21 protein-coding genes are annotated in these 22,220 nt (G+C 69.1%); 8 read left to right on the top strand and 13 right to left on the bottom strand.

Features of this window, described 5'->3' with window-relative positions:
• Positions 1-73: 73 nt before the first annotated feature.
• Both ABTZ43_RS12855 and ABTZ43_RS12850 read left to right on the top strand, forming a co-directional pair.
• A complete protein-coding gene (locus ABTZ43_RS12855) occupies positions 74-475 on the top strand; it encodes a DUF779 domain-containing protein (RefSeq protein WP_350539113.1) in 402 nt (133 codons plus the stop codon).
• Positions 476-558: 83 nt separating this feature from the next.
• Complete coding sequence (locus tag ABTZ43_RS12850; protein ID WP_056414504.1) at positions 559-1,218, top strand: GntR family transcriptional regulator; 660 nt, start codon at positions 559-561, stop codon at positions 1,216-1,218.
• Positions 1,219-1,221: 3 nt separating this feature from the next.
• On the opposite strand, the gene ABTZ43_RS12845 is transcribed toward ABTZ43_RS12850, so the two are convergent.
• The 8 genes from ABTZ43_RS12845 to ABTZ43_RS12810 all read right to left on the bottom strand — a co-directional run bounded on the left by ABTZ43_RS12845 (position 1,222) and on the right by ABTZ43_RS12810 (position 9,384).
• Complete coding sequence (locus ABTZ43_RS12845) at positions 1,222-1,995, bottom strand: ABC transporter ATP-binding protein (RefSeq protein ID WP_350539112.1); 774 nt, start codon at positions 1,993-1,995, stop codon at positions 1,222-1,224.
• On the bottom strand, positions 1,992-2,813 hold the full coding sequence (locus ABTZ43_RS12840; RefSeq protein WP_350539111.1) for an ATP-binding cassette domain-containing protein: 822 nt from the start codon (positions 2,811-2,813) through the stop codon (positions 1,992-1,994). The genes ABTZ43_RS12845 and ABTZ43_RS12840 overlap by 4 nt, the downstream gene beginning before the upstream one ends.
• A complete protein-coding gene (locus ABTZ43_RS12835; RefSeq protein ID WP_056414513.1) occupies positions 2,810-3,670 on the bottom strand; it encodes an ABC transporter permease in 861 nt (286 codons plus the stop codon). The genes ABTZ43_RS12840 and ABTZ43_RS12835 overlap by 4 nt, the downstream gene beginning before the upstream one ends.
• A complete protein-coding gene (locus ABTZ43_RS12830) occupies positions 3,667-4,629 on the bottom strand; it encodes an ABC transporter permease (RefSeq protein WP_350539110.1) in 963 nt (320 codons plus the stop codon). Before ABTZ43_RS12830 ends, ABTZ43_RS12835 begins: the two co-directional genes overlap by 4 nt.
• Positions 4,630-4,685: 56 nt before the next feature.
• A complete protein-coding gene (locus tag ABTZ43_RS12825) occupies positions 4,686-6,179 on the bottom strand; it encodes an ABC transporter substrate-binding protein (protein ID WP_350539109.1) in 1,494 nt (497 codons plus the stop codon).
• Between the two features lie 28 nt (positions 6,180-6,207).
• Entirely contained in the window at positions 6,208-6,903 is a 696-nt protein-coding gene (locus ABTZ43_RS12820) for a DUF1684 domain-containing protein (protein WP_056414522.1), read from the bottom strand.
• Positions 6,904-7,306: 403 nt separating this feature from the next.
• Positions 7,307-8,425, bottom strand: coding sequence for a hypothetical protein (locus ABTZ43_RS12815; protein ID WP_350539108.1), 1,119 nt, complete (start codon positions 8,423-8,425; stop codon positions 7,307-7,309).
• Complete coding sequence (locus ABTZ43_RS12810; protein WP_350539107.1) at positions 8,422-9,384, bottom strand: hypothetical protein; 963 nt, start codon at positions 9,382-9,384, stop codon at positions 8,422-8,424. The genes ABTZ43_RS12815 and ABTZ43_RS12810 overlap by 4 nt, the downstream gene beginning before the upstream one ends.
• A 134-nt stretch (positions 9,385-9,518) precedes the next feature.
• On the opposite strand from ABTZ43_RS12810, the gene ABTZ43_RS12805 reads away from it, so the two are divergent.
• Positions 9,519-10,532: a hypothetical protein gene (locus ABTZ43_RS12805; RefSeq protein ID WP_350539106.1), complete on the top strand. Its 1,014-nt coding sequence runs from the start codon at positions 9,519-9,521 to the stop codon at positions 10,530-10,532.
• Positions 10,533-10,664: 132 nt separating this feature from the next.
• Positions 10,665-11,024 carry an avidin-fold protein gene (locus ABTZ43_RS12800; protein ID WP_262492020.1) on the top strand — a complete coding sequence of 120 codons (360 nt, stop codon included), beginning with the start codon at positions 10,665-10,667 and terminating at the stop codon, positions 11,022-11,024.
• A gap of 208 nt (positions 11,025-11,232) precedes the next feature.
• Here the strand turns inward: ABTZ43_RS12800 and ABTZ43_RS12795 are convergent, their stop codons facing one another.
• The 5 genes from ABTZ43_RS12795 to ABTZ43_RS12775 form a co-directional block, all read right to left on the bottom strand.
• Positions 11,233-13,269 (bottom strand): bifunctional aldolase/short-chain dehydrogenase, encoded by a 2,037-nt coding sequence (locus ABTZ43_RS12795; RefSeq protein WP_350539105.1) that lies wholly within the window; start codon positions 13,267-13,269, stop codon positions 11,233-11,235.
• Positions 13,266-14,120 (bottom strand): alpha/beta hydrolase, encoded by an 855-nt coding sequence (locus ABTZ43_RS12790; protein ID WP_350539104.1) that lies wholly within the window; start codon positions 14,118-14,120, stop codon positions 13,266-13,268. Before ABTZ43_RS12790 ends, ABTZ43_RS12795 begins: the two co-directional genes overlap by 4 nt.
• 88 nt (positions 14,121-14,208) lie before the next feature.
• Positions 14,209-15,375: an L-rhamnose isomerase gene (gene rhaI, locus ABTZ43_RS12785; RefSeq protein ID WP_350539103.1), complete on the bottom strand. Its 1,167-nt coding sequence runs from the start codon at positions 15,373-15,375 to the stop codon at positions 14,209-14,211.
• Entirely contained in the window at positions 15,372-15,758 is a 387-nt protein-coding gene (locus ABTZ43_RS12780; protein ID WP_350539102.1) for an L-rhamnose mutarotase, read from the bottom strand. The genes rhaI and ABTZ43_RS12780 overlap by 4 nt, the downstream gene beginning before the upstream one ends.
• Positions 15,759-15,882: 124 nt before the next feature.
• Positions 15,883-16,848: a serine hydrolase domain-containing protein gene (locus ABTZ43_RS12775; protein ID WP_350539101.1), complete on the bottom strand. Its 966-nt coding sequence runs from the start codon at positions 16,846-16,848 to the stop codon at positions 15,883-15,885.
• Between the two features lie 64 nt (positions 16,849-16,912).
• On the opposite strand from ABTZ43_RS12775, the gene ABTZ43_RS12770 reads away from it, so the two are divergent.
• The 4 genes from ABTZ43_RS12770 (at position 16,913) to ABTZ43_RS12755 (ending at position 22,190) form a co-directional block, all read left to right on the top strand.
• Complete coding sequence (locus tag ABTZ43_RS12770; protein ID WP_350539100.1) at positions 16,913-18,688, top strand: ABC transporter ATP-binding protein; 1,776 nt, start codon at positions 16,913-16,915, stop codon at positions 18,686-18,688.
• Between the two features lie 28 nt (positions 18,689-18,716).
• The gene (locus ABTZ43_RS12765) at positions 18,717-19,808 is read left to right on the top strand and encodes a Gfo/Idh/MocA family protein (protein ID WP_350539099.1); all 1,092 of its coding nucleotides are present in this window, start codon (positions 18,717-18,719) and stop codon (positions 19,806-19,808) included.
• Complete coding sequence (locus ABTZ43_RS12760) at positions 19,805-20,731, top strand: glycoside hydrolase family protein (protein ID WP_350539098.1); 927 nt, start codon at positions 19,805-19,807, stop codon at positions 20,729-20,731. The genes ABTZ43_RS12765 and ABTZ43_RS12760 overlap by 4 nt, the downstream gene beginning before the upstream one ends.
• Positions 20,732-20,894: 163 nt before the next feature.
• On the top strand, positions 20,895-22,190 hold the full coding sequence (locus tag ABTZ43_RS12755; protein ID WP_350539097.1) for an ABC transporter substrate-binding protein: 1,296 nt from the start codon (positions 20,895-20,897) through the stop codon (positions 22,188-22,190).
• Positions 22,191-22,220: the final 30 nt, after the last annotated feature.

Raw genomic sequence — 22,220 nt, 5'->3', positions numbered from 1 at the left:
CGCCTCCTGAGCGGGCGGGGCGAGGCGGCCGCCTCCTGAGCGAGCGAAGCGAGACGAAGGACGGGACAGGACCATGGTGAAGATAGGCAGCTACCAACGTGTGGACGTGACGGATGCCGCGGCATCGCTCGTCCGTGACCTCACGGTGCAGCACGGCCCCCTGATGTTCCACCAGTCGGGAGGATGCTGCGACGGCTCGTCGCCCATGTGCTTTCCGGTGGGGATGTTCCTCACCGGGCCGAGCGATGTGCTCCTCGGCGCGCTCGACGTCGGCCTCGACGCACCGGTGGAGGTCTTCATGTCGGAGTCCCAGTTCGAGTACTGGAAGTACACGCATCTCACGATCGACGTCGTTCCGGGGCGAGGAGCCGGATTCAGCGTCGAGGGGCCGACGGGGATGCGGTTCCTGATCCGTTCGCGAATGTTGAATGACGCAGAGTTCGAGTACTTCGGGCTCACGTCGTCATCGACCTGACGGCCCCGGGATCGACGCCGTGAGCGCATGGCGGGGCCGTGTCGTGGAGAGTGCGCAAAGGCGGAGGGAGGATGATGTGCCCCGTGGACACATTCTCGGTCGCGAAGCTCGTCGCGGGGCGCCCCCTGGGGGAGCAGCTCTTTCACGTGCTGGCCGGGGCGATCGTCTCGGGCGAACTCGCCGAGGGGGAGCGGATCAACGACGAGAGCATCGCCCGGCACTTCCAGGTCTCGCGCATGCCGGTGCGGGAGGCCTTGCAGCGGCTGGACAGGCTGGGCCTCGTGCAGATCATGCCGAGCAGGCGCACCGTCGTCACCGTCGTCACCGAGCAGTCGATCCGAGAGGCTCTCTCCTACGCGGGCTACGAGGCCGGTGTCGCCGTGCACGCCGGACTTCCGCGATGCAGTCCTGACGAGCGGATCGAGGCCGAGGCGCTGGTGCGCGCCGTGGTGGATGCGCTGGACGAGCCCGCTCGGGCCTCGAAGGCCCGGCGAGACCTGTACGCCTACTTCTCGGAGCGTGCGGGCAACGAGCTCCGGCACGCCCACATGATCGACATGGAGTACGTCTTCGAACGCACCCTGCGTGATCTGGTGCCGTCCGTAGAGAACCTCGGCGAGGTCACGCGCGCATACGCGGACCTCGGTCGCGCGATCCTCGACGGCGACCACGTCGAGGCCGAGCGACTGGCGCGCGCACTGCACGGGATCGGCAGCATCGGCATCGCCCGCGCCGCGGATTGACGCTCAGCGCGGCAGGCGGGGGACCGCCGCCACCAGCGCCCGGGTGTACGGGTCGCTCGGGGAATGCAGGACGGCGGATGTCGCGCCCTGCTCGACCACCCGACCGTGCTGCAGCACGACCGTGCGGTCGCAGGCCGAGGCGATCGCGCTGAGGTCGTGCGAGACCATCACGAGCGACAGGCCGTTCTCGCGGCGCAGCCGGTCGAGCAGCTCCAGCACCTGCACCCGCGTCGTCACATCGAGGGCGCTGACGGGCTCGTCTGCGAGCAGCACCCGAGGACGCGAGACCACGGCCCTGGCGATCGCGATGCGCTGACGCTGACCGCCCGAGAACTCGTGCGGATAGCGGCGGGCGGTGTCGGCGGGCAGGCCGACCGACTCGAGGGCCTCCGCGATGCGGCGCTGCGCGTCGGTGCCCGACGCGAGCCCCAGCGAGCGCAGGGGCTCGCCGATGATGCGGTCGATGCGCTGCCGGGGGTCGAGCGACGAGTACGGATCCTGGAACACCGGCTGCACGGCCGCGCGGAAGCGGCGCATCTGCATGCGGCGCGCCGACAGGCTCGACGACCCGGGGTTCAGCGGCTCGCCGTCGAACAGCATCTGTCCGTCGCGGGGCGCCGACAGCCCGAGCAGCAGCCGGAGGACCGTCGATTTGCCCGCACCGGACTCGCCCACGAGACCGAGCGAGTCCCCTTCGTCGAGGTGCAGCGAGACGTCGTCGAGCACGCGTCGGGAACCGTAGGCGAAGCCGGCGCCCCGCAGTTCGAGAAGGCTCATGCCCCGGCCTCCCTCTCGTCGAGCTTCTGGTCGAGCTTCTGGTCGAGGAACGCGTCGAGCGCGCGGGCGCTGTCGACCAGCATCCGCGTGTACGGCTCTGCCGGCTCCTGCATCACCTGCGAGACCGTGCCCGCCTCGACGACGAGGCCGTCGCGCAGCACGACGATGCGGTCGACCATCCGTGACACGACGGCGAGGTCGTGGCTGATGAACAGCAGCGCCATGCCCCGCTCGGCGACGAGGCGCTCGAGCAGGCTCAGCACGGCATCCTGCACCGTCACATCGAGCGCGGTCGTCGGCTCATCCGCGATGAGCAGCTGCGGCCTGGCGGCGAGGGCGATCGCGATCGCGACGCGCTGACGTTGACCGCCCGAGAGCTCGTGCGGGTACGCGCGGGCGATACGGGGATCGGGCAGTGCGACCTCGTCGAGTGCGACGGCGACGGCGCTCTTGAGCTCCGCTCCGCGCAGGCCCAGGTGGCGCCGCAGCGGCTCGGCGATCTGCCGTCCGACGCGCATCAGCGGATCGAGAGCGGTGAGCGGCTCTTGGAACACGATCTGCACGACCGGACCGCGCAGGCGGCGCAGGTCGGCATCCGGAGCGCCGACGACCTGGTGCCCGTCGAGCAGGACCGACCCCGACGACCTCAGCGCCTCGGGGAGCAGACCGGTCACGGCGAGCGAGGTGAGCGACTTGCCCGACCCCGACTCCCCGATCAGGCCCAGCCTCTCGCCGGGTGCGACGGAGAACGAGACATCGCGCACCGGTGCTGCCGAGCCGGATCTCACGGTGAGGGCGGAGACGTCGAGAATGCTCATCGGCTCCTCCGGCGGGTCGGGTCGGCGAGGTCGCGCAGACCGTCGGCGAGGAAGTTCACTCCGAGCACGAGCGCGATGATCGCGATGCCGGGGGCGATGGCTCCGACGGGTGCGGTGAGCACGGTGCCCTGGGCCTCCTGCAGCATCCGCCCCCACGAGGCGTTGGGGGGAGGGGCGCCGAGTCCGAGGTACGACAGGCTCGCCTCCGCGAGCACGGCCGCGCCGAACTGCAGGGCGAGGCTGACGGCGAGGGTCGGGGCGATGTTGGGGAGGACGTGCTGGAAGACGATTCCGAGCACGCCCGTGCCACTGGTGCGTGCGGCGGTGACGTACTGCTCCTGCAGCACCCGCCGAGCGAGGATGCGGGTGAGGCGCGCCACCACGGCGGACATCGCCAGGCCGATCGCCAGCACCGCTGACCACAGCGAGGCGCCCTGGATCGCGACGACCAGCATCGCCAGCAGCAGTACCGGGAATGCGATCACGACGTCGAGCCCGGCCGAGAGGGTGTCGTCGACCCAGGGACGAGAGAACGCGGCGAGAAGGCCGATGATCGTGCCGAGCACAGCGGCGATCGCGACCGCGCAGGCGCCGACGATGAGCGCGATCCTGGCGCCCCACATGAGCTGCGACAGCAGGTCGCGACCGAGGCGGTCGGTACCGAGCAGGTGCAGACCGCTGGGCCCCTCGAGGCGGCTGCCGCTGGTGTCTGCGAGCGGGTAGGGCAACCAGAACAGCGACACCAGGGCGATGAGCACGATCGTCCCGGTGAGGACGAGACCCAGGATCAGGGTCGCCTTCGGCCGTCTCCGCACGGCGACGGAGTCGGTGACCAGCTGTTCGACGACGCCGCTCATCGATTGCCCGAGACGCTCGTGCGCAGACGCGGATCGATCAGACGCTGCACGATGTCGGCGGCGAACCCGACCAGCAGCACGAAGAGCGTGCTCACAACCAATACCCCCTGGATGACCTGGAAGTCGTGTTGCTGGATGGCCGACAGCAGCAGGCTCCCGAGACCGGGGAGGGTGAACACGCTCTCGACGACCACCGCCCCGAGCAGCGTCGTCGACAGCTCGATGCCGAGGATCGCGACGACGGGCACGGCGCCGTTGCGCACACCGTGGCGCAGCAGCGCCTCGGACATGGGGGATCCGCCGGCGCGGGCGGTGCGGAGGTAGTCGCTGCCGAGCACGTCGAGCGTCGCCGAGCGGACGTAGCGGCTGAGCGACGCGCTCATGACGATCACGATGGTGATCACCGGGAGGGCGAGCGAGCGCAGCGCGTCGCCGGGGTCCTCCCAGTCGTCGCGGGGGAACCCTCCGGAGGGCAGGACACCGAGACCGAGCGCGAAGATCCAGACCAGCACGACCCCGACCCAGAACACGGGCACGGCGACTCCCAGCTGCGCGAACCCCGAGAGCGCCACGCCGTACCAGCGGTCCGACTTCACGGCCGCGACGATGCCGATCGCCAGCGACACCAGCAGGGCGAGGCCGAATGCGATGAGCGTGAGCGGGACGGTCACGGCGAGACGTGCCGCGATGTCGGGCCCGACGGGCCGGGAGCTGAGGAAGGACTCACCGAGATCCATACGCAGCAGCTGTCCCGCCCAGGTCGCGAACTGCTGCAGCACGGGCTGGTCGGAGCCGACCTGCGCCCGCGCCGCGGCGATCTGCTCGGGGGTCGCATCGACCGAGAGCAGGGCGTTCGCCGGGTCGCCGGGCAGCAGCCGCAGCAGCACGAAGATGGCGATCATCGCGACGATGAGCGACACCACAAGGAAGGCGAGGCGACGGAGCAGGTAGGCGAGCATGGCTTCTCAGGACGACGGTGCGGAGGGGATGCCGACCCGCGGCATCCCCTCCGACATCAGGACTTGACGATGTCGTAGGCGAAGAACTGCGAGTTCAGGCCGTTGACCGGGTATCCGCTGAGGTCGCTGGAGGCGACCACGATCTGCGGGTAGAGGTACAACCATACGCTCGCCGCATCCTCGGCGATCTTCTCGTTGACCTGCTTCAGCAGAGCCGTCTGCTCGTCGGTCGTGGCGGCCTGCTCGGCCGCCGAGACCCACTGCTGCACCTCGGCGTCGTCGTAGCCCCAGTAGAAGTCGGGATTGCCGTACCAGACCACATCGCGGTCGTTCACGTGCTCCTGCAGGGTGGCTTCGAAGTCCTGCTCCTTGAACACCTTGGTGTACCACTCGTCGGCGCTGATCGTGTTGATCTCGACGGTGATGCCGACCTCGGCGAGCTGCGACTGCAGGAACTCCGCCACGGCGGGATGCGGGTCGTAGCTCGGGGTGTCGAGCGTGAACGTGAAGCCGTCGGCGTAGCCGGCCTGCGCGAGCAGGTCCTTCGAGAGGTCGACGTCGTACGGGTTCACCGCGGTGAGGTCCTCGTACCAGGGGTCGGTCGGCGGGACCATCGAGCCGATGAGCGTGCCGTAGTCGCCCCAGATGGACTCGAGGAGCTTCTTCGTGTCGATGGCGGAGTAGATCGCCTTGCGCACGAGTGCGTTGTCGAAGGGGGCGACGCGGTCGTTGAACGCGAGCAGCTCCTTCGTCGTCGACGTGCCCTCGCTGATGACGTAGTCGTCATTGTCGAACTGGGCGAGCGAGTCGGGGCTCTGCACGCTCGTGATCACGTCGATCTCGCCTGTGAGCAGGGCGTTGTTCTCGGCGGTGGCGTCGGTGAAGTAGGTGTAGACGACCTCGGCGTTCGTGGCGGGCTCGCCCCAGTAGTCGTCCCAGCGCTCGAGGGTGAGGGTCGAGCCCTTCTTCCACTCGTCGAGCGTGTAGGGACCGGTGCCGTCTTCCTTGCCGGTGATGTCGCCGGCCTCGTCGTTCACGATCCAGACGTAGCTGAGGTTGTAGAGGAACGAGATCGACCGCTGCGACAGCGTGAAGACGACGGTCCGGTCGTCGGGCGTCGCGATGCCGGCGATGGTGGTGAAGCTCGACTTGCGCGCCGACACGGAGTCCTCGGCGGTGACGGCCTCGACGCTCGACTTCACGTCGGCGGAGGTGAGCGGGTCGCCGGAGTGGAACGTCACATCGTCGCGCAGCGTGATCGTGTAGGTGAGGCCGTCGTCGGACACCTGGGCGTCTTCGGCGAGCAGCGGCTCGACGTCGCCGTCGTCGGTCAGACGGTAGAGACCCTCGTAGACGTTGCCGGTCAGCGCCTCGGTCACACCCTGGCCGCCGCCCTGCGTGTTGCTCAGGTTGGTGGGCTCGTACAGCGACCCGATGAAGATGGTGGCGTCTTCGCTCGCGGCGTCGTCGGTGGCGCCCGACGCGCAGCCGGCCACGAGGGCGAGCGTGGCGACGGCGCCGAGCGCGCCGAGGATGCGGGTTCTTCTCATGAGTACTCCAGGGTGAGAGTGTGCGGCGTCACGCCGCGTAGATGTCGAAGCCGTCGCGGAAGACGACGTTCTTCTCGCCTGCTCGGATAGGCAGGGGGAAGCGATTGGATGCCGGCGGCAGCGGGCAGTTGTACTGGGCGCTGAATCCGCACGGGGGCACGAAAGCCCGGTTGAAGTCCAGCACGACGGTGCCCTCGTCGTCGCGCAGCTGCACGAACAGGAAGCGCCCGGAGCCGTACGTCTCGGATCCGTTGGTCTCGTCGCCGAACACGAGCAGCAGCGTGCCCCCGTCGTCGAAGGCGGCGAGGTCGTACTCCCGGCCGTCGAGCTCGACGCGGATGTCGCCCGGCACGACGAGGTCGCGGGTGCCTCCGTTGTCGCGGATGTGCTCGAACGACACGCGACGCTCACCCGACACGGGCGTGAAGTGGCCCTCGAGCACCCAGGCGGGGTCGTACTCGTAGGTGTCGATGCGGTCGAACGCGCGGATCGCGGGTGCGTCGGCATCCCACACGCGCAGCCCGTGCTCGGGCGCGCCCGTCTCGATGTTCGTGCGCTGGAGCGGGGTCACGGTGACGGTCTCGCGTGCGGACCGTCGCTCGGCCTCGAGATCGGGCAGATCGCCGGTCCACCGGGTCTCTGTCAGCGCCAGGTTGCCGGTCGCCGAGGTGACGGAGGCACGGCGGTCGGCCTGCCACTGGGTGTGTTCTGAGAGTTCGGACATCGTCTTCCATTCTCTTGCATGCAGAAGGGCCCAGGGCCGCCGCCGTCACCCGGGGTAATGACAGCGAATTCCGCGCCATCGACATCCGGCGCATGCACGAGAGTCTTTTCTCTCATGCACGAATGTCGCCCTGATAATGACGATATGGCGAGTAATTCGTGCATCGGCGCACGGGATTCAACGTGTTCGGTTGACTATTCCCGACGCAATGGAATGCAACGTACATCGGTATACCATTACTCGTATACGCGCAGAGTCGTCAGTCCCCAGCTGACCCGCGCGTGGACGGTTCGACCGTCCTGCGGAGGGAGAGTCAGATCTTCCTCTGATCCCGAGGGGGGATGGGGTGGGTCGCTGTTCCCCAGACAGCCCCACCCCCACAACCCCACCTCGGGCTCCCTTCTCAGAAGGATCTGAACCAGATCCAGAACGCGGCGAAGCCGATCACGACGACGATCGGCAGCCAGCGGAAGCTCCGCTTGAGCCTGCGTCCCTCATGCGCCACCCCCGGCGGCGGCGAGAGCATGCCGGCCGGCGGTGCGAACGGCAGTCGCGGATTCGCGGCCGACGAGGCGGCATCACCGCGAGAGGGTGCGGCGGCCGTCGGATTCTCCTGCAGCAGTCGCTCGTCTCGCCAGCGCTCCCACTGATCGAGCTTCGTGATCACGGCGCCCACCGCGCCGAACAGCCAGCCCCACGTGGCCGGGTCCAGCGTCGACGCCTTGCGCTGCGTGTAGAGGAACAGCCAGTCGTCGACGATCTCGACATCGAGTTCCGCCGCGTTGTCGATGAACCGGGCCATGATGTCGGGCGTGAAGAGGTAGAGAGCGTCCTGCTCGTAGCCCTCCGGGCAGTACAGCGTGAAGTACCGATCGAAATCGCCCTCGAGCGACAGGCGCTGCTCGCGCTGGAACGACGCGGGCAGATTCGTCCCGAAGCCGTTGTTGCCCTTCGCATCGAGCACGATGTTCGGAAGCGGCACGTCGAGCTTGACGGCGACATAGCCCCAGTGGTGTGTGGTCGAGTTCTTTCCCGACCCCGTCGTATACCGGTAATTGCCGAACTCGACGAAACGGGGCACGGTGCCGCGCACGAGATCCGTGGCCTCGCGCGAGCGTCCGAGGCCGAACAGCATGCCCGGCAGGCGGGGATCGGACACCCGCGCCTCATACGACATGCCGTTCGCCCGGGCGAACGCATCGAGGCGATACCGCGCGACCCGGGCGCGGCGCCAGCTCACGACCCCGATCGTGATCGCGACGGCGGCCGCCGCGATCACGCCGAGACCGGCGAACGACGAGGTCCCCCGGTCGGTGAGGAGCGAGAACATCGTCGCGCCGACGACGATGAGGGCCACGACGAACACGAGACCGAAGATCACGACGGCGATGACCGAGGCGGCCGAGAAGCCGGATGAGCCCCGGGCACGGAGCTCGGCGGTGAACGCGCTCACGGCCCGCGCATCCACGGGATCGGTGAGCGGGCGCGCATCGAACGACGGAGCCGGCTGCGGTGCGGTCATCGGTTCACCTCATCGGCGTCCCAGGTCAGGTCGGCGTTCTCGGGGATCGGGAAGGCCTCGAGGCGCTCATCGGCGCAGATCGCGGCGATGAGGGCGCCGGATCCCGCGACGATCGTCGAGTCATAGTCGATCTCGCTCACGAGAATCCAAGCACGGTCGTCGGGCCAGAGGATCGAGGGGGTCTGCGCAGCGGGAGGGAACCCGTGCTCCTCGCCCGGCAGGTCGCGCCACGGAACGTGCAGCACCCAGTCCGGACGGGTGAAGTCGCTGATCGCCCCGCGGAACAGCACGTGATCGCGCCCGGGGAGGTGGAACCGCGGCCCTTCCGAGATCTCGCGCGACAGGATGCCCTCCTGCCAGGTCGGCTTGCGGAACGAGTTGTTCAGCGGGTCGTGGATGCTGCGATCGAGCATCGCCTGGTGATTCGGATCGTCGGTGAACGTGAGGAACGTGCGCGACGGCGCGTGGCCGAGGAATCCAAGCAGGCTACCCCGACCCTCCCAGAGCGCCGCGAAGCCGGCATCCGGGGTCGTGGTGTGGGAGACGAGGTGCGAGGCGATGATCGACAGGGTCTCCGGGGCGATCTCACCCTCCATCGGCCCCGTGAACTCGCGGCCGTCGGGCGAGAGCCGCAGATTCCAGTCGCCGTCGGTCGGAGTGCGCACGATGCGCTGCCACTGGGCGAGCGGATGCAGGGTCGTGTCGAACGCGGATGCCGTCTCGGCCCACGTCACGGGCTCGTCGATGTACTGGTCGAGCAGGCTCAGACGCTCCTCCTCCGACATCCGCTCGTACTCCTCCTGCGAGGGCACAGGACGGTCGGGGAGCGCACGCACGGTCCCTGGATGCAGAATGCGGGCGTACGACGCGAATCCGTGCGGGACCACGGCGTGCATCGTCGCGTTCCACGGGTCGTCGAGGCGCTCGCGCACCCAGTCCCCGGCCGAGGTGTCAGACATCCAGTGCATGCGACCACGGTACCGGCGACGAAACTCTTCACCCGAGGGCGCGGCGGAGGGGCCAGAATATGCGGAGGAGTGCGCTGTCCGTCGCAGACGGACGCGGGGAACGAGACGGTTCGGGAGGGCGTCCGATGATCGATGGTGTCTCTGTGGTGTCGGGCGAGCGGGCCTTCCGTCGGCATCCGGCTCGGGCGGTGGTGAGCGCGATCCTGATTTCAGCGGCGCTGTCGGCGGCGACGCTGTTCATCCTCCCGCAGTTCCTGCCACGCCGGATGGACCTCTCGACGCGGGGGATGATCGTGCTGGCGGTGGCGATCGCCCTGACCCTCGTGGTCTTCGTGTCGATCCTCTGGCTGCGCAACACCCGCATCGTCGTACGTCCAGACCAGGTCGAGGTCGGTCGCGCCGGGAACCGCGAGGTGTACGACCGCGCCACCACCGCCTTTGGATCGAAGATCACCGAGCACCGCACGAACGGACTGCGCAGTGGCATCACCCGTGCACTCATCATCGAGAACGCCGGCCGGGAGATCACGGTGGAGCTCCCCGGATTCACGCGTGCGACGTTCAACGACCTGATGGCGACGCTCAACCCGATCGCGCCGCCGCCTGCGACGGACCCCGTCGCCGCAGCCAGGGAGAGAGCGCAGCTGCCCTCCTCGTTCACGGTCGATGCGTCGGGCGAACGCCGGCTCGCGAACGGGCTGGCGATCGGCGCGGTCGTGCTGCTCGTCGTCGCCGCGGCCGTCGTCGTGCTCGCCCTGCAGCCCGGCTTCCTCGACGGGGAGCTCTCTGCGCTGGTGCTGCTGGTGCCGTTCGCGGGGCTCGCCGGCATCGTGCTCGCGATCGGGGCGCTGCAGCGACGACGCGTGCTGAAGGCGATCCCTGCGCACATCACGGTGAGTCACCACGGCCTCCGTCTCGACGACGTCGATCTGCCATTCTCGCAGCTGACCCGCATCTGGCTGACGCCGCCGGGGTATCCCGTCAGGCGCATCCGGTTCGAACGGGTGGCGGGCCGAGCGACCGTGCACGTGCTGGGGTCGCCCCGCGTGCAGATGACTCCGGAGTACACGGCCCTCTTGCTCGCGCTGCGGGCCGAGACCGCTCAGCACCCCGAGATGCTTCGGCTCGACCTCGAATGAGGGTCAGACGAAACGGTGCCGACGATGAGCGCCGCCGCCGTTTCGTCTCACGACCTTCGACGCGCGAGCGGCCGGGCCAGACGGTTGACCGGCGGTTCTGAGCGCTGCCGGGACGCCCTCCATAATCGGAGCATGACGTCCTCTGCATCCATCCCCTCGCTCGACGGCCGCCGCTTCACGATGGTCTCTTCGACCACCTCGGTCGTCGACGCCGACGCCCCCAGCGAGTTCGTCTACCGCGAGAAGGACGGCGCGATCTGGGGCGACTACTCGGGCGACACGGTGACCTTCGGCCGTTTCGTCGGCACCCGCACCGGCGACACCATCTGGGTCTCGTTCGTGCACGTGCTCGCTGCCGACGGCACCGTCGTCACCGGTAACGGCGAGAGCGAACTCGAGCTCACCGACGACGGCCGCATCCGGCTCGTCGAGCACTACGAGATGCACGACCTGCCTCAGCTCAGCATCTGCGAAGAGGCCGCGGCGGCCTGATCTCCTGCGTTCGGCTTCGCGGTTCCTGAGCGCCCTTCGTCTCGCTGCGCGGTTCCTGAGCGCCCTTCGTCTCGCTTCGCTCGCTCAGGAACCGGAGCGCAGCGACGTCCTTTGTCGGATCCTGAGCGAGGAGCGCAGCGACGAGACGAAGGGCGCTCCGCTCGCTCAGGATCCGACGAAGGGCGCTCGCGCACCAGGGGGGCGATCGTCATCGCAGGAACGCCGCGGCGACGCCGGAGTCGACCGGGATGTGCAGGCCGGTGGTGCGGCTGAGCTCGGGACCCGTCAGCACGTAGACGGCGTCCGCCACGTTCTCGGGCACGACCTCGCGCTTGAGGATCGTGCGGTTGGCGTAGAACTGACCGAGGTCCTCTTCGGCGACGCCGTAGGTGGCGGCGCGGTTGGCGCCCCAGCCGGAGGCGAAGATGCCCGAGCCGCGCACGACGCCGTCGGGGTTGATGCCGTTGACGCGGATGCCGTACTCGCCGAGCTCGACGGCCAGCAGCCGCACCTGGTGCGCCTGGTCGGCCTTGGTCGCCGAGTAGGCGATGTTGTTCGGGCCGGCGAAGACCGAGTTCTTCGACGAGATGTAGATGATGTCGCCGCCGAGCTTCTGGTCGATCAGCACGCGCGCTGCGGCCTTCGACACGAGGAAAGAGCCCTTGGCCATGACGTCGTGCTGCAGGTCCCAGTCCTTCTCGGTGGTCTCGAGCAGCGGCTTCGACAGCGAGAGGCCGGCGTTGTTGACGACGAGGTCGACGCCGCCGAACGCCAGCACGGCGTCGCTCAGCGCGGCCTGGATCGCGTCGGCATCGGCGACGTTCGCCGCGACGCCGATCGCGACGTCGGTGTTCCCGAGCTCGACCGCGGCGGCCTGGGCCTTCTCGAGATCGAGGTCGGCGATGATGACGCACGCGCCCTCGGCCGCGAGACGGGTGGCGATGGCCTTGCCGATGCCGGACGCGGCACCGGTCACGAAGGCGATGCGGCCCTGGTGCGACTTCGGCTTCGGCATCCGCTGCAGCTTGGCCTCCTCCAGCGCCCAGTACTCGATGGCGAACTTCTCGGCGTCGGAAATGGGCGAGTACGTCGACAGCGCCTCGGCGCCGCGCATCACGTTGATCGCGTTGACGTAGAACTCTCCGGCGACGCGGGCGGTCTGCTTGTTCGCACCGTACGAGAACATGCCGATGCCGGGCACGAGCACGATGAGCGGGTCGGCGCCGCGGATCGCGGGCGACTCGCTGGTGGCGTGTGCGTCGTAGTAGGCCTGGTAGTCGGCGCGGTACTCGGTGTGCAGCTCGTGCAGACGGGCGATCTGCTCGTCGGCGGATGCCGTGACCGGCAGGTCGAGGATGAGCGGCTTGACCTTGGTGCGCAGGAAGTGGTCGGGGCAGCTGGTGCCGAGGGCGGCCAGCTCGGGGGCGCGGTCGGAGGCGAGGAAGTCGAGCACGACGTCGGAGTCGGTGAAGTGGCCGACCATCGGCTTGTCGGTCGATGCGATGCCGCGGATGGTCCCCGCGAGGGCTGCGGCGCGCTCGCGGCGCTCGGCCTCGGGAAGCGCCTCGAAGCCGGCACGGACACCTCCGAAGGGGTCGTCCGCGCCGTTCGCCTCGATGTAGGCGGCTGCGGTGTCGATGATCCACAGCGAGTTCGACTCGGCCTCTTCCGACGTGTCGCCCCACGCGGTGATGCCGTGCCCACCGAGGATCGTGCCGATCGCCTGCGGGTTCTGTGCTTTGATCGCGGCGATGTCGAGTCCGAGCTGGAAGCCGGGGCGGCGCCACGGCACCCAGACGACCCTGTCGCCGAAGATCTTCGCGGTCAGCGCTTCGCCGTCGGCGGCGGTCGCGATCGCGATGCCCGAGTCGGGGTGCAGGTGGTCGACGTGCGCGGCGTCGACGAGGCCGTGCATCGCGGTGTCGATCGACGGAGCGGCGCCGCCCTTGCCGTGCAGGCAGTAGTCGAACGCGGCGACCATCTCGTCCTCGCGGTCGAGGCCGGGGTAGACGTCGACGAGCGCGCGCATGCGGTCGAGGCGCAGCACGGCGAGCCCCTGCTCCGTCAGCGTCCCCAGGTCGCCGCCCGAGCCCTTGACCCACAGCAGCTCGACCGGCTGACCGGTGACAGGATCGGTCTCGGTCCCCTTCGCCGACGTGTTGCCGCCCGCGTAGTTGGTGTTCTTGGGGTCGGCGCCCAGACGGTTCGACCGCTCGATGAGGGCGGCGGCGGTGGGATTGGTCATGGCTGTTCCTTGTTCTCGGGAGAAGTGGCGAGGATGCGGGTGGCGAAGCGATCGATCGATGCGGTCGCACCCGGGTGCTCCGGACTGTTGAGGTGACCGTGGCGGGTGCCGGGCTCGGTCGAGATGTCGAGGTCGACGCCGGCGGACCGCAGCGAGGCGCCGAAGGCCTCGCCGGAGACGCGCAGCTCGTCGACCTCGTCGTTGATCATGATCGTGGCGGGAAAGCGCGAGAGCTGTGCGGAGGATGCCGTGCCGGGCACGGCGTAGATCTCTGCGCTCTCGACGGGGCCGCCGAGATAGTTCTCGTACATGACCCGCACCGGCTCGGGCCCGAACGTGTCGGCGTCGGGATCGGCGTCGAGCGCCGCGCGCAGCGCAGCATCCGGGTGTCCCTGCACGGCATGCAGGGTCGGATAGGCGAGCACGGCGAACGCCGGAACAGGTCCCGCGCCGTGGCTCAGCCGCAGCGCGGCACCCGCGGCGAGGTTGCCGCCGGCGCTCGCTCCGCCGATCGACCAGTGGCCGCGGGCGAGATCGGAATCCACGGCCCACCGGAAAGCGGCCTCGACCTCCTCGGAGGCGACGGGGTAGTGCACGCCGTCGCGCTCGGGGGCTCCGGATGCTGCGGCCCACGCCTGAGGGAACGGTGCGAGTGCGTAGTCGACCGAGACCACCACGATGCCGCGGTCGGCGAAGCTCCGCGCGACCCAGTCGGCCTCCGGCATGTCGATCTCGCCCGCGAGGAAACCGCCGCCGTGCACCCAGACGAGCCCAGGGCCCGCGGGGTTCTCCGGCTCGTACACGCGCACGCGCAGCGGTCCGTGCGGTCCGTCGAGCACCTGGTCGCTCACAGCATCGTCCGTTCTGTCGGTGGGGCGTCGGGACGCGGGGATCGGCTCCCGCATCCCGACGGGTCTTGTGATGTCAGGGGGCGAGGGGTCAGGCGCCCCAGCCTGCCTGCACTCCGCCGACGCGCTCTGCGGCGATCTTCTGCTGGTAGCCCGAGTCGGCATAGGCCGCCATCGGGTCCGCGGCCAGACCGCGCGACTCGCGCCATTCGGCGAGAGCCGGGCGCACGTCGGTGTAGAAGGCGTCCATGAAGATGGCGTTCGCGGCGAGCACGTCGCCGGACTTCTGCGCCGCAGCCAGGGCGTCGCGGTCGACGAGCAGTGCGCGCGCCGTCATCTCCTGCACATTGAGCACCGAGCGGATCTGGCCGGGGATCTTGTCCTCGACGTTATGGCACTGGTCGAGCATGAACGCCACGTCGGGGTTGTTCAGGCCGCCGCCGCGTACGACCTCGAACAGGATGCGGAACAGCTGGAACGGGTCGGCCGCCCCGACGATCAGGTCGTCGTCGGCGTAGAAGCGCGAGTTGAAGTCGAACGAGCCGAGCTTGCCGAGACGCAGCAGCTGCATCACGATGAACTCGATGTTGGTGCCGGGTGCATGGTGGCCGGTGTCGAGGCAGACCGAGGCCTTGTCGCCGAGCGCGACGACCTGCGCGTAAGAGGTGCCCCAGTCCGGAACATCGGTGTGGTAGAAAGCCGGCTCGAAGAACTTGTACTCGAGCACGAGGCGCTGCTCGTCGCCCAGGCGCGCGTAGATCGTCTGCAGCGACTCATGCAGGCGATCCTGGCGGCCGCGCATGTCGGCCTGGCCCGGGTAGTTCGAGCCCTCGGCCAGCCAGATCTTCAGGTCGCGGCTGCCGGTGGCATCCATCACGTCGATGCAGGCGAGGTGGTGATCGATCGCCTTGCGGCGGATGGCCGCATCCTCGTGGGTCAGGGCGCCGAACTTGTAGTCGTCGTCCTGGAAGGTGTTCGAGTTGACGGTGCCGAGAGAGACGCCGAGGTCTTCCGCGTAGGCCCGCAGATCGGAGAACGAGTCGACGAGATCCCACGGGATGTGCAGCGCGACCGAGGGAGCGAGCGCGGTGTACGTGTGGACCTGCGCGGCATCCGCGATCTTCTCCCAGGGGTCGCGGGGGGTGCCCGGCGTGCCGAACACCTTGAAGCGGGTGCCGGAGTTGCCGAATGCCCAGCTGGGGAGCTCGATGCCCTGCTTCTCGAGGGCGGCGAGGTTGTCGGACGAGAGGATGCTCATGAGGCGCTGCCTTCGATATCGGAGTCGGTGGGGGATGCGGGGAAGTCGCCGGCATCGGCGAGCTGGTCTTCGAGGTGGAACACCTCGGTGAGTGTGGCGGCCGCCTGGTCGGGACGACCGTCGAGCCCGATGAAGAAGCGGCCCATCTCGGCCTCCCATCGGGCGGCGACCGCGGAGGCGGCGAGGTAGGCCTGCGCCGCCTCGTCGTCGTCGGTCTCGTAATAGCCGAGGAGCGTGCCGCCCTCCGCGAGGAACAGCGAATAGTTGCGGCGGCCGGCGGCGGCGATCTCAGCCAGCATCTCGGGCCACACGGGCGAGTGGCGGGCGAGGTATTCGTCGAGCAGCTCAGGGCGCACCTGCAGCTGGAACGCGACGCGGGTCATGGTCGTTCTCTCTTCATCGAGGTTTTGAATCGTTTCATACGGCGTGGCCCAGATTAGCACGGACCACCCGGCTGTCAAGTGACGGACGGATGGTGCGGGGGTCTGCGCGCGTCCGTCGCGACGATCAGAGGCCGGCGATCACCGCGTTGTCGAGCTCGTCGGCGTCGACGCCGGGCCGGACGGCGGCATTGGTGAGCAGCACCCAGGCGATGCCGGCGCTCGGGTGCACCCAGAATTCCGTGCCCGCCCATCCGCCGTGTCCGTACACGTCGCGATCGATCAGTCCGGGGGCGCGAGAGCGCAGATTGAAGGTGAAGCCCCAGTCCTGTCCGCGCTCGCGGGGGTACGGATCCAGGCGCGGGATGTCGCCGGTGAGCGGCCGCACCATCATCTCCAGCCCCGCGGGCGACAGGATGCCGTCGCGGGAGCCGCGATGGATGCGCAGCAGCTCGGTTCCGAGGTGCAGCAGATCCTCGGCGCGACCGAGCAGTCCGGCACCGGGCGCGCGGGTGGCGTGGAAGCGGTCGAGGTCGAGCCCGCCTGCGGCGGCGTCGGGCACTCCGATCGATCGCTCCGCATCGAGCGTGAGGCCGATCGCGCCGATCTCCGCCGCCCAGGCGAGCGTCCCGGCATCCCAGGGTGTTCCGGTCGCGTGCTCGACCAGCGCCGCGATGCCCTCGAAGGCCAGTGTCGAGTATCGCGAAGCGGATCCCGCCGCGAAGTCCCGCCCTCTGGTGAGCAGCTCCTGGCGCAGGGGCAGCGCCGTGTCGAGTGCAGGCTCGGCGATGCCCGACGTGTGCGAGGCGAGATGCCACAGGCGCACGATGTCGTCGCGGGCGCCCCCGAATTCCGGCAGGGCATCGGTGAGCGGGGTGTTAGGTGTGAGCAGTCCGCGCTCGATGGCACGCGCCGCGGTGACGCCCGTGAGCGCCTTGGTGATCGAGAAGAGCGGGTAGACCGCATCGGTCGCCGCCCCGAAGCCCTCGAGGTCGACGATCCCGTCGGCGGTGGCCATGCCGAGCACGGCCGTGGGCAGGCGCTCGGCCTGCACGTGGCGGCGGGCCCAGGCGAATGCGGCGTCGAAGGTCATGAGTGCTCCCGCGGTTCTGGCCGTCGCGCTTTCCCGGCGACGGTTCGGACTCTACGATAGGACCATGGCACAGAAAGCGCTTTCCCATCCGGCCGCGCTCATCGACGGGCGCCATCCGACCCGCTCCGTGCTGCGTCTCGTCGCCCGTCGTCCCTGGCGGCTGACGTTCGCGATCACCGCATTCGCCGTCAAGGAGATCCCCCTCTGGTCGCTGCCCGTCATCACCGCAGCGATCATCGACGTGGTGGCGAGCAAGGGCGACGTGACCGAGGTGCTGTGGTGGTTCGCCCTCGCCGCCGTGCTGCTGCTGCAGAACTACCCCAACCACATCATCTACACGCGGAACTTCATGACCGTGGTGCGAGACCTCGGGGCCGACCTCCGCAACGCCCTCACCGCGCGTCTGCAGAGCCTGTCGATCGGATACCACACGAGAGTCAGCTCCTCGATCGTGCAGACGAAGGTGGTGCGCGACGTCGAGAACGTCGAGCTCATGCTGCAGCAGGTCACGCATCCGCTGCTCTCGTCGACCATGGTCATGCTCGGTGCGCTCGGCATGACCGCGGTGACGGTGCCCCAGTTCCTCCCCGTCTACGCGCTCGCGGTGCCCATCGCCATCGGCATCCGCTACGGCATGCGCAACCGGTCGCAGCGGCGCAACGAGGTCTTCCGCCGCGAGATCGAGACGCTCTCCGCCCGCGTCGGCGAGATGGCCTCGCTGATCCCGGTGACCCGCGCTCACGGACTCGAGGAGACGGCGATCACGCGCGTCGCCGGAGGAGCAGACGGCGTGCGCCGTGCGGGGCTCGACCTCGACCTGCTCAACGGCCGCGTCGCCTCGATCTCCTGGGTCGCCATGCAGCTGCTCGGCGTCGCCTGCCTGATGCTCGCCGCCGTGTGCGCCCTGACGGGCTTCCTGCCCATCACGCCCGGCGAGGTCGTGATGCTCTCGAGCTACTTCACCCTGTTGACCGGCGGACTCACCCAGCTGCTCATGCTCATCCCGGTCGGCGCCCGAGGTCTCGAGTCCGTGCGCTCCATCGCCGAGGTGCTGCAGGAGCCGGATGTCGAGCAGAACTCCGGCAAGCAGGTCGTCTCGCGCGTCGAGGGGGAGATCGTGCTCGATGCCGCTGCGCATCGGTATGCGGATGCCGACGACGACGCGCTGGCCGCGATCGATCTGCGCATCGCGCCGGGCGAGACCGTCGCCTTCGTCGGTTCGTCGGGATCGGGCAAGTCCACCCTGCTCAACCTCGTGCTCGGGTTCGTGCGCCCCACGAGCGGAAGGATCCTGCTCGACGGCCGCGACATGCAGGAGCTCGACCTGCGGACGGTGCGCCGATCGATCTCGGTGGTGCCGCAGGAATCGGTGCTGTTCGAGGGATCGGTCTTCGACAACATCGCCTACGGCCTGCCCGACGTGACGCCCGATCGTGTCGAGCGCGCCCTGCGCGATGCGAACGCCTGGGAGTTCGTGAGCGCACAGCCGCACGGCTGGGACACGGTGGTCGGCGAGCGCGGTGCGCGACTGTCGGGCGGGCAGCGGCAACGGCTGGCGATCGCGCGAGCGCTGGTGCGCGATCCGCGGATCCTCCTGCTCGACGAGGCCACCAGCGCCCTCGACCCCGAGTCCGAAGGGCTCGTCAAAGAGGCGCTCGAGCGGCTCATGCGCGGCCGCACGACCCTCGTGGTCGCACACCGGCTGTCGACCGTCCGGCAGGCCGACCGCATCGTCGTGCTCGAGCACGGACGCATCGTCGAACAGGGTTCCCACGACGAACTGCTCGCCGCCGACGGGCGATACGCTCGGCTGCACCTGGTGCAGAACGGCATGAGATGACAGGCACTCACCGTCCTGAGGAGGACAGATGACATCCGACAAGACCCTGCGCGCCGTGCTGGTGGGCACCGGCTCCGTGGCGAACTCGCATGCCGAGGCGGTCGCGGCGTATCCGCACGCCGAGCTCGTCGCGGTCGCCGATCTGAGCCTCGCCAAGGCCGGCGAGTTCGCCGATCGATACGGTATCGCCCGCGCCTACGCCGACCTCGACGAGATGCTGGCGGTCGAGCATCCCGACGTCGTGCTCATCTGCACGCCACCCGCGCCGCACCGCGAGCAGGCGCTCGCCGCCTTCGCGGCGGGCGCGCATGTGATCGTCGAGAAGCCGCCGGCTCCGTCGCTCGACGAGCTCGACGACATGCGCGCGGCCGCCGAGGCCGCAGGTCGGCAGCTCGCCGTCGTCTTCCAGCAGCGCACCGGGACTGCCGCCGCGCACGTGCGCGGCCTGTTGCAGAGCGGTGAGCTGGGGCGTCCGCTGGTCGCGGTGTGCCAGACGCTCTGGTTCCGCGGACCCGAGTACTTCGCGGTGCCGTGGCGCGGCAGGTGGGAGACCGAGGGTGGGGGGACGACGCTCGGGCACGGCATCCACCAGATCGATCTGCTGGCGCACCTGCTGGGCGACTGGTCATCGGTGCAGGGGCGGCTCTGGCGGCTCGATCGCGAGACCGAGACCGAAGACGTCTCGACCGCCACGATCGTGTTCGAGGCGGGCGTGGTCGCCCAGCTGATCACGAGCGCGGTGTCGCCGCGTGAGACGAGCTCGATTCGCATCGACACCCAGAAGGCGACGATCACGGTCGATCACGTCTACGGGCACGGTCACGAGAACTGGCGGATCACCCCCGCGCCCGGATTCGAGGGCGAGGCCGAGGCGTGGTCGTTCCCTGAAGTCGAGGAGCGCAGCGCCCATGCCCCGCTGCTGCGTGACGTCTTCGACGCGCTGCGCGACGGAGCCCCGCTGCCCCCGACCGCCGACGCCCCGGCCCGCTCGCTCGAGATCGTGGCGGGCATCTACGCCTCCGCCGCCGCGGACGGAGCGGTCGTGACGCCGGAGCTGCTCGGCGCGCACCCGACGCATCGCGCCGGCTTCGCGAGCCCGGTGACCGACCTGCGCCGATGAGCGAGCTGTACCGCGACCCGGTCTACGACGGCGCCACGGACCCCCGCGTCGTCGTCGATGCATCCGGGCGATGGTGGATGTTCTACACCCAGCGGCGCGCGAGCCTGGAGGACGCGGGGCCGGGAGTCTCGTGGATCCACGGCAGCCGGATCGGGGTCGCCACCTCGGACGACGGACTCGGGTGGGAGTACGAGGGGACCCTCGAGCCGGCGGCATCCGACCTCGTGCTGGAGCCGGGACCGCCACCTGCCGAGGTGGACCGGACGCACTGGGCCCCCGAGGTGGTCTGGGACGGCGAGCGCTGGCGCATGTTCCTCACCGAGATCGACGGCATCCCCGACCGCTGGCCCGGGTTCGGGCGCACCATCGTCGAGTACACCTCCGCCGATCTGCGGCGATGGAGCAGGCGGCGGCCGCTCACACTGAGCAGCGACCGGGTGATCGACGCCGCCGTGGCGCGCACCCCGGACGGGGCATGGCGACTCTGGTACAAGGACGAGGCGGCGGATTCGGTGACCATGGTCGCGTCCTCGACCGACCTCGACGCATGGAGCCTCGACGGTGTCGCGATCGGCGGGCGTCCGCACGAGGGGCCGACGGTGTTCGAGTCCGGCGGATCGTGGTGGATGATCGTCGACGAGTGGCGGGGGATGGGGGTGTACAGATCTGACGACGGCGTCGGCTGGACGCGCCAGGGGGATCCGGATGCCGTGATCCTCGCCTCCGTTCCCGGCAGAGCGCAGGGCAGTCACGGTGCGCACGTGCGCCACGGCGACGACCTGTGGTTCTACTTCTTCCGCACGGCGGCGGACGGGGCCGCGCACGGCGCGACGGGTGAACGACGGCGGTCCGCCGTGCACCGCGTGCGCCTCGACGTCGAGGCCGGGAACCTCGTCGTGAGAGGATCGGAGAGCGGGCGGTAATCGATGTAATCCCGTCCCGCGAATTCCCGGTTGCGAAACGTTTCAATCTGGATTAGCGTGCAGGTAAGCGTTTTCCCCGCTCGATGGAGAATGCACCCGCACCACATGGACACAGGCGTTCCGCGGCATTGCCGGACGAGGACGTTCACCAGAGAGGACAACGATGTTCAGCAAGAAGCGTCTGGCGGCCACAGCGGCCGTCGCCACCAGCGCAGCGCTGGTGCTCGCCGGCTGCGCCGGCGGCGGAGGCCCCGAAGCCGGTGCCACCTACGACCCCGACGAGAAGGTCTCGCTCGACCTCGCGTTCTGGGGCAACGACGTGCGGGCCGACCTGTACAACCAGGCGATCGACGCGTTCAACGAGGAGTACCCGAACATCACGGTCAATGCGACCTTCCTCACCTTCCCGGAGTTCTGGGAGAAGCGTCAGACCGAGGCCGCCGGCGGCGGCCTCCCCGATGTCATGCAGTTCGACTACTCGTACCTGCGTCAGTACGCCGAGAACGGCCTGCTGCTCGACCTCGAGCCCTACCTCGGGTCCGTCATCGACACCGAGCCGCTGTCGGAGAACATCCTCGGCATCGGCGTGGTCGACGACACGACCTACGGCATCACGACCTCGACCAACGCCTGGGCCGTCTTCACCAACCCTGTGCTCCTCGAGACCGCCGGCGTCGACGAGTTCGCCGGTGGCGACTGGGAGGACTACGACGACTGGATCACCGAGATCTCCGACGCCGGCGCAGGCCAGTACTGGGGCGGCTCGGACTGGACCGGCCGCATCCAGAACTTCGAGCTGCAGCTGCGCAGCGAGGGAAAGAACCTCTTCAACGAAGACGGCACGGCAGGGTTCGACGAGGACCGTCTGAAGGAGTTCTGGGAGTCCGGCTCCGACATCCGCGACGGTGCCGTGGTGCCGCAGCAGGTCGTCGAGGAAGTCCTCCCGCTCAGCGCCTTCGACACCGCGAAGAACGCCAGCGAGCTGACCTGGGACAACTTCGGCGCGGGATACCTCGCCAACCTCGGCGAGAGCTACACCGAGCTCGGCATCGTCGCACCGCCCGTCACCGAGGAGGGGGCGAAGGACCTGTACCTGAAGCCCTCCATGCTGCACACGATCTCGGCCAAGACCGAGCACCCCGAGGCTGCGGCGACCCTCGTGAACTTCCTGGTGAACTCGCCGGAGGCAGGAGCCATCTTCGGCACGAACCGCGGACTCCCCGCCTCCGAGACCGCCCTCGAGGCCGCTGATCTCGACCCGATGAGCCAGGCCGTCAAGGACTACGAGGAGTCCATCGCCGACCGTCTCGGCGACGCTCCTCCCGTGCCGATCGTCGGCTACGGCACCCTCGAGGAGAAGTTCCGCGTGCTGGGCACCGAGCTGAACTTCGGCACCACGACGGTCGACGACGCGGTCACGCAGTTCTTCTCCGAGATGGACGTCGTCCTCAACCAGTGATTCCGTCGGTGGGCCGGGCGTCATCCGCCC

The organism is Microbacterium sp. NPDC097977, assembly GCF_040302605.1.
In the GTDB taxonomy this organism is placed as follows: Bacteria; Actinomycetota; Actinomycetes; order Actinomycetales; family Microbacteriaceae; genus Microbacterium.
Note: the sequence above shows the minus strand (reverse complement) of the source record. Positions and strands in the feature narration are given on the sequence as shown.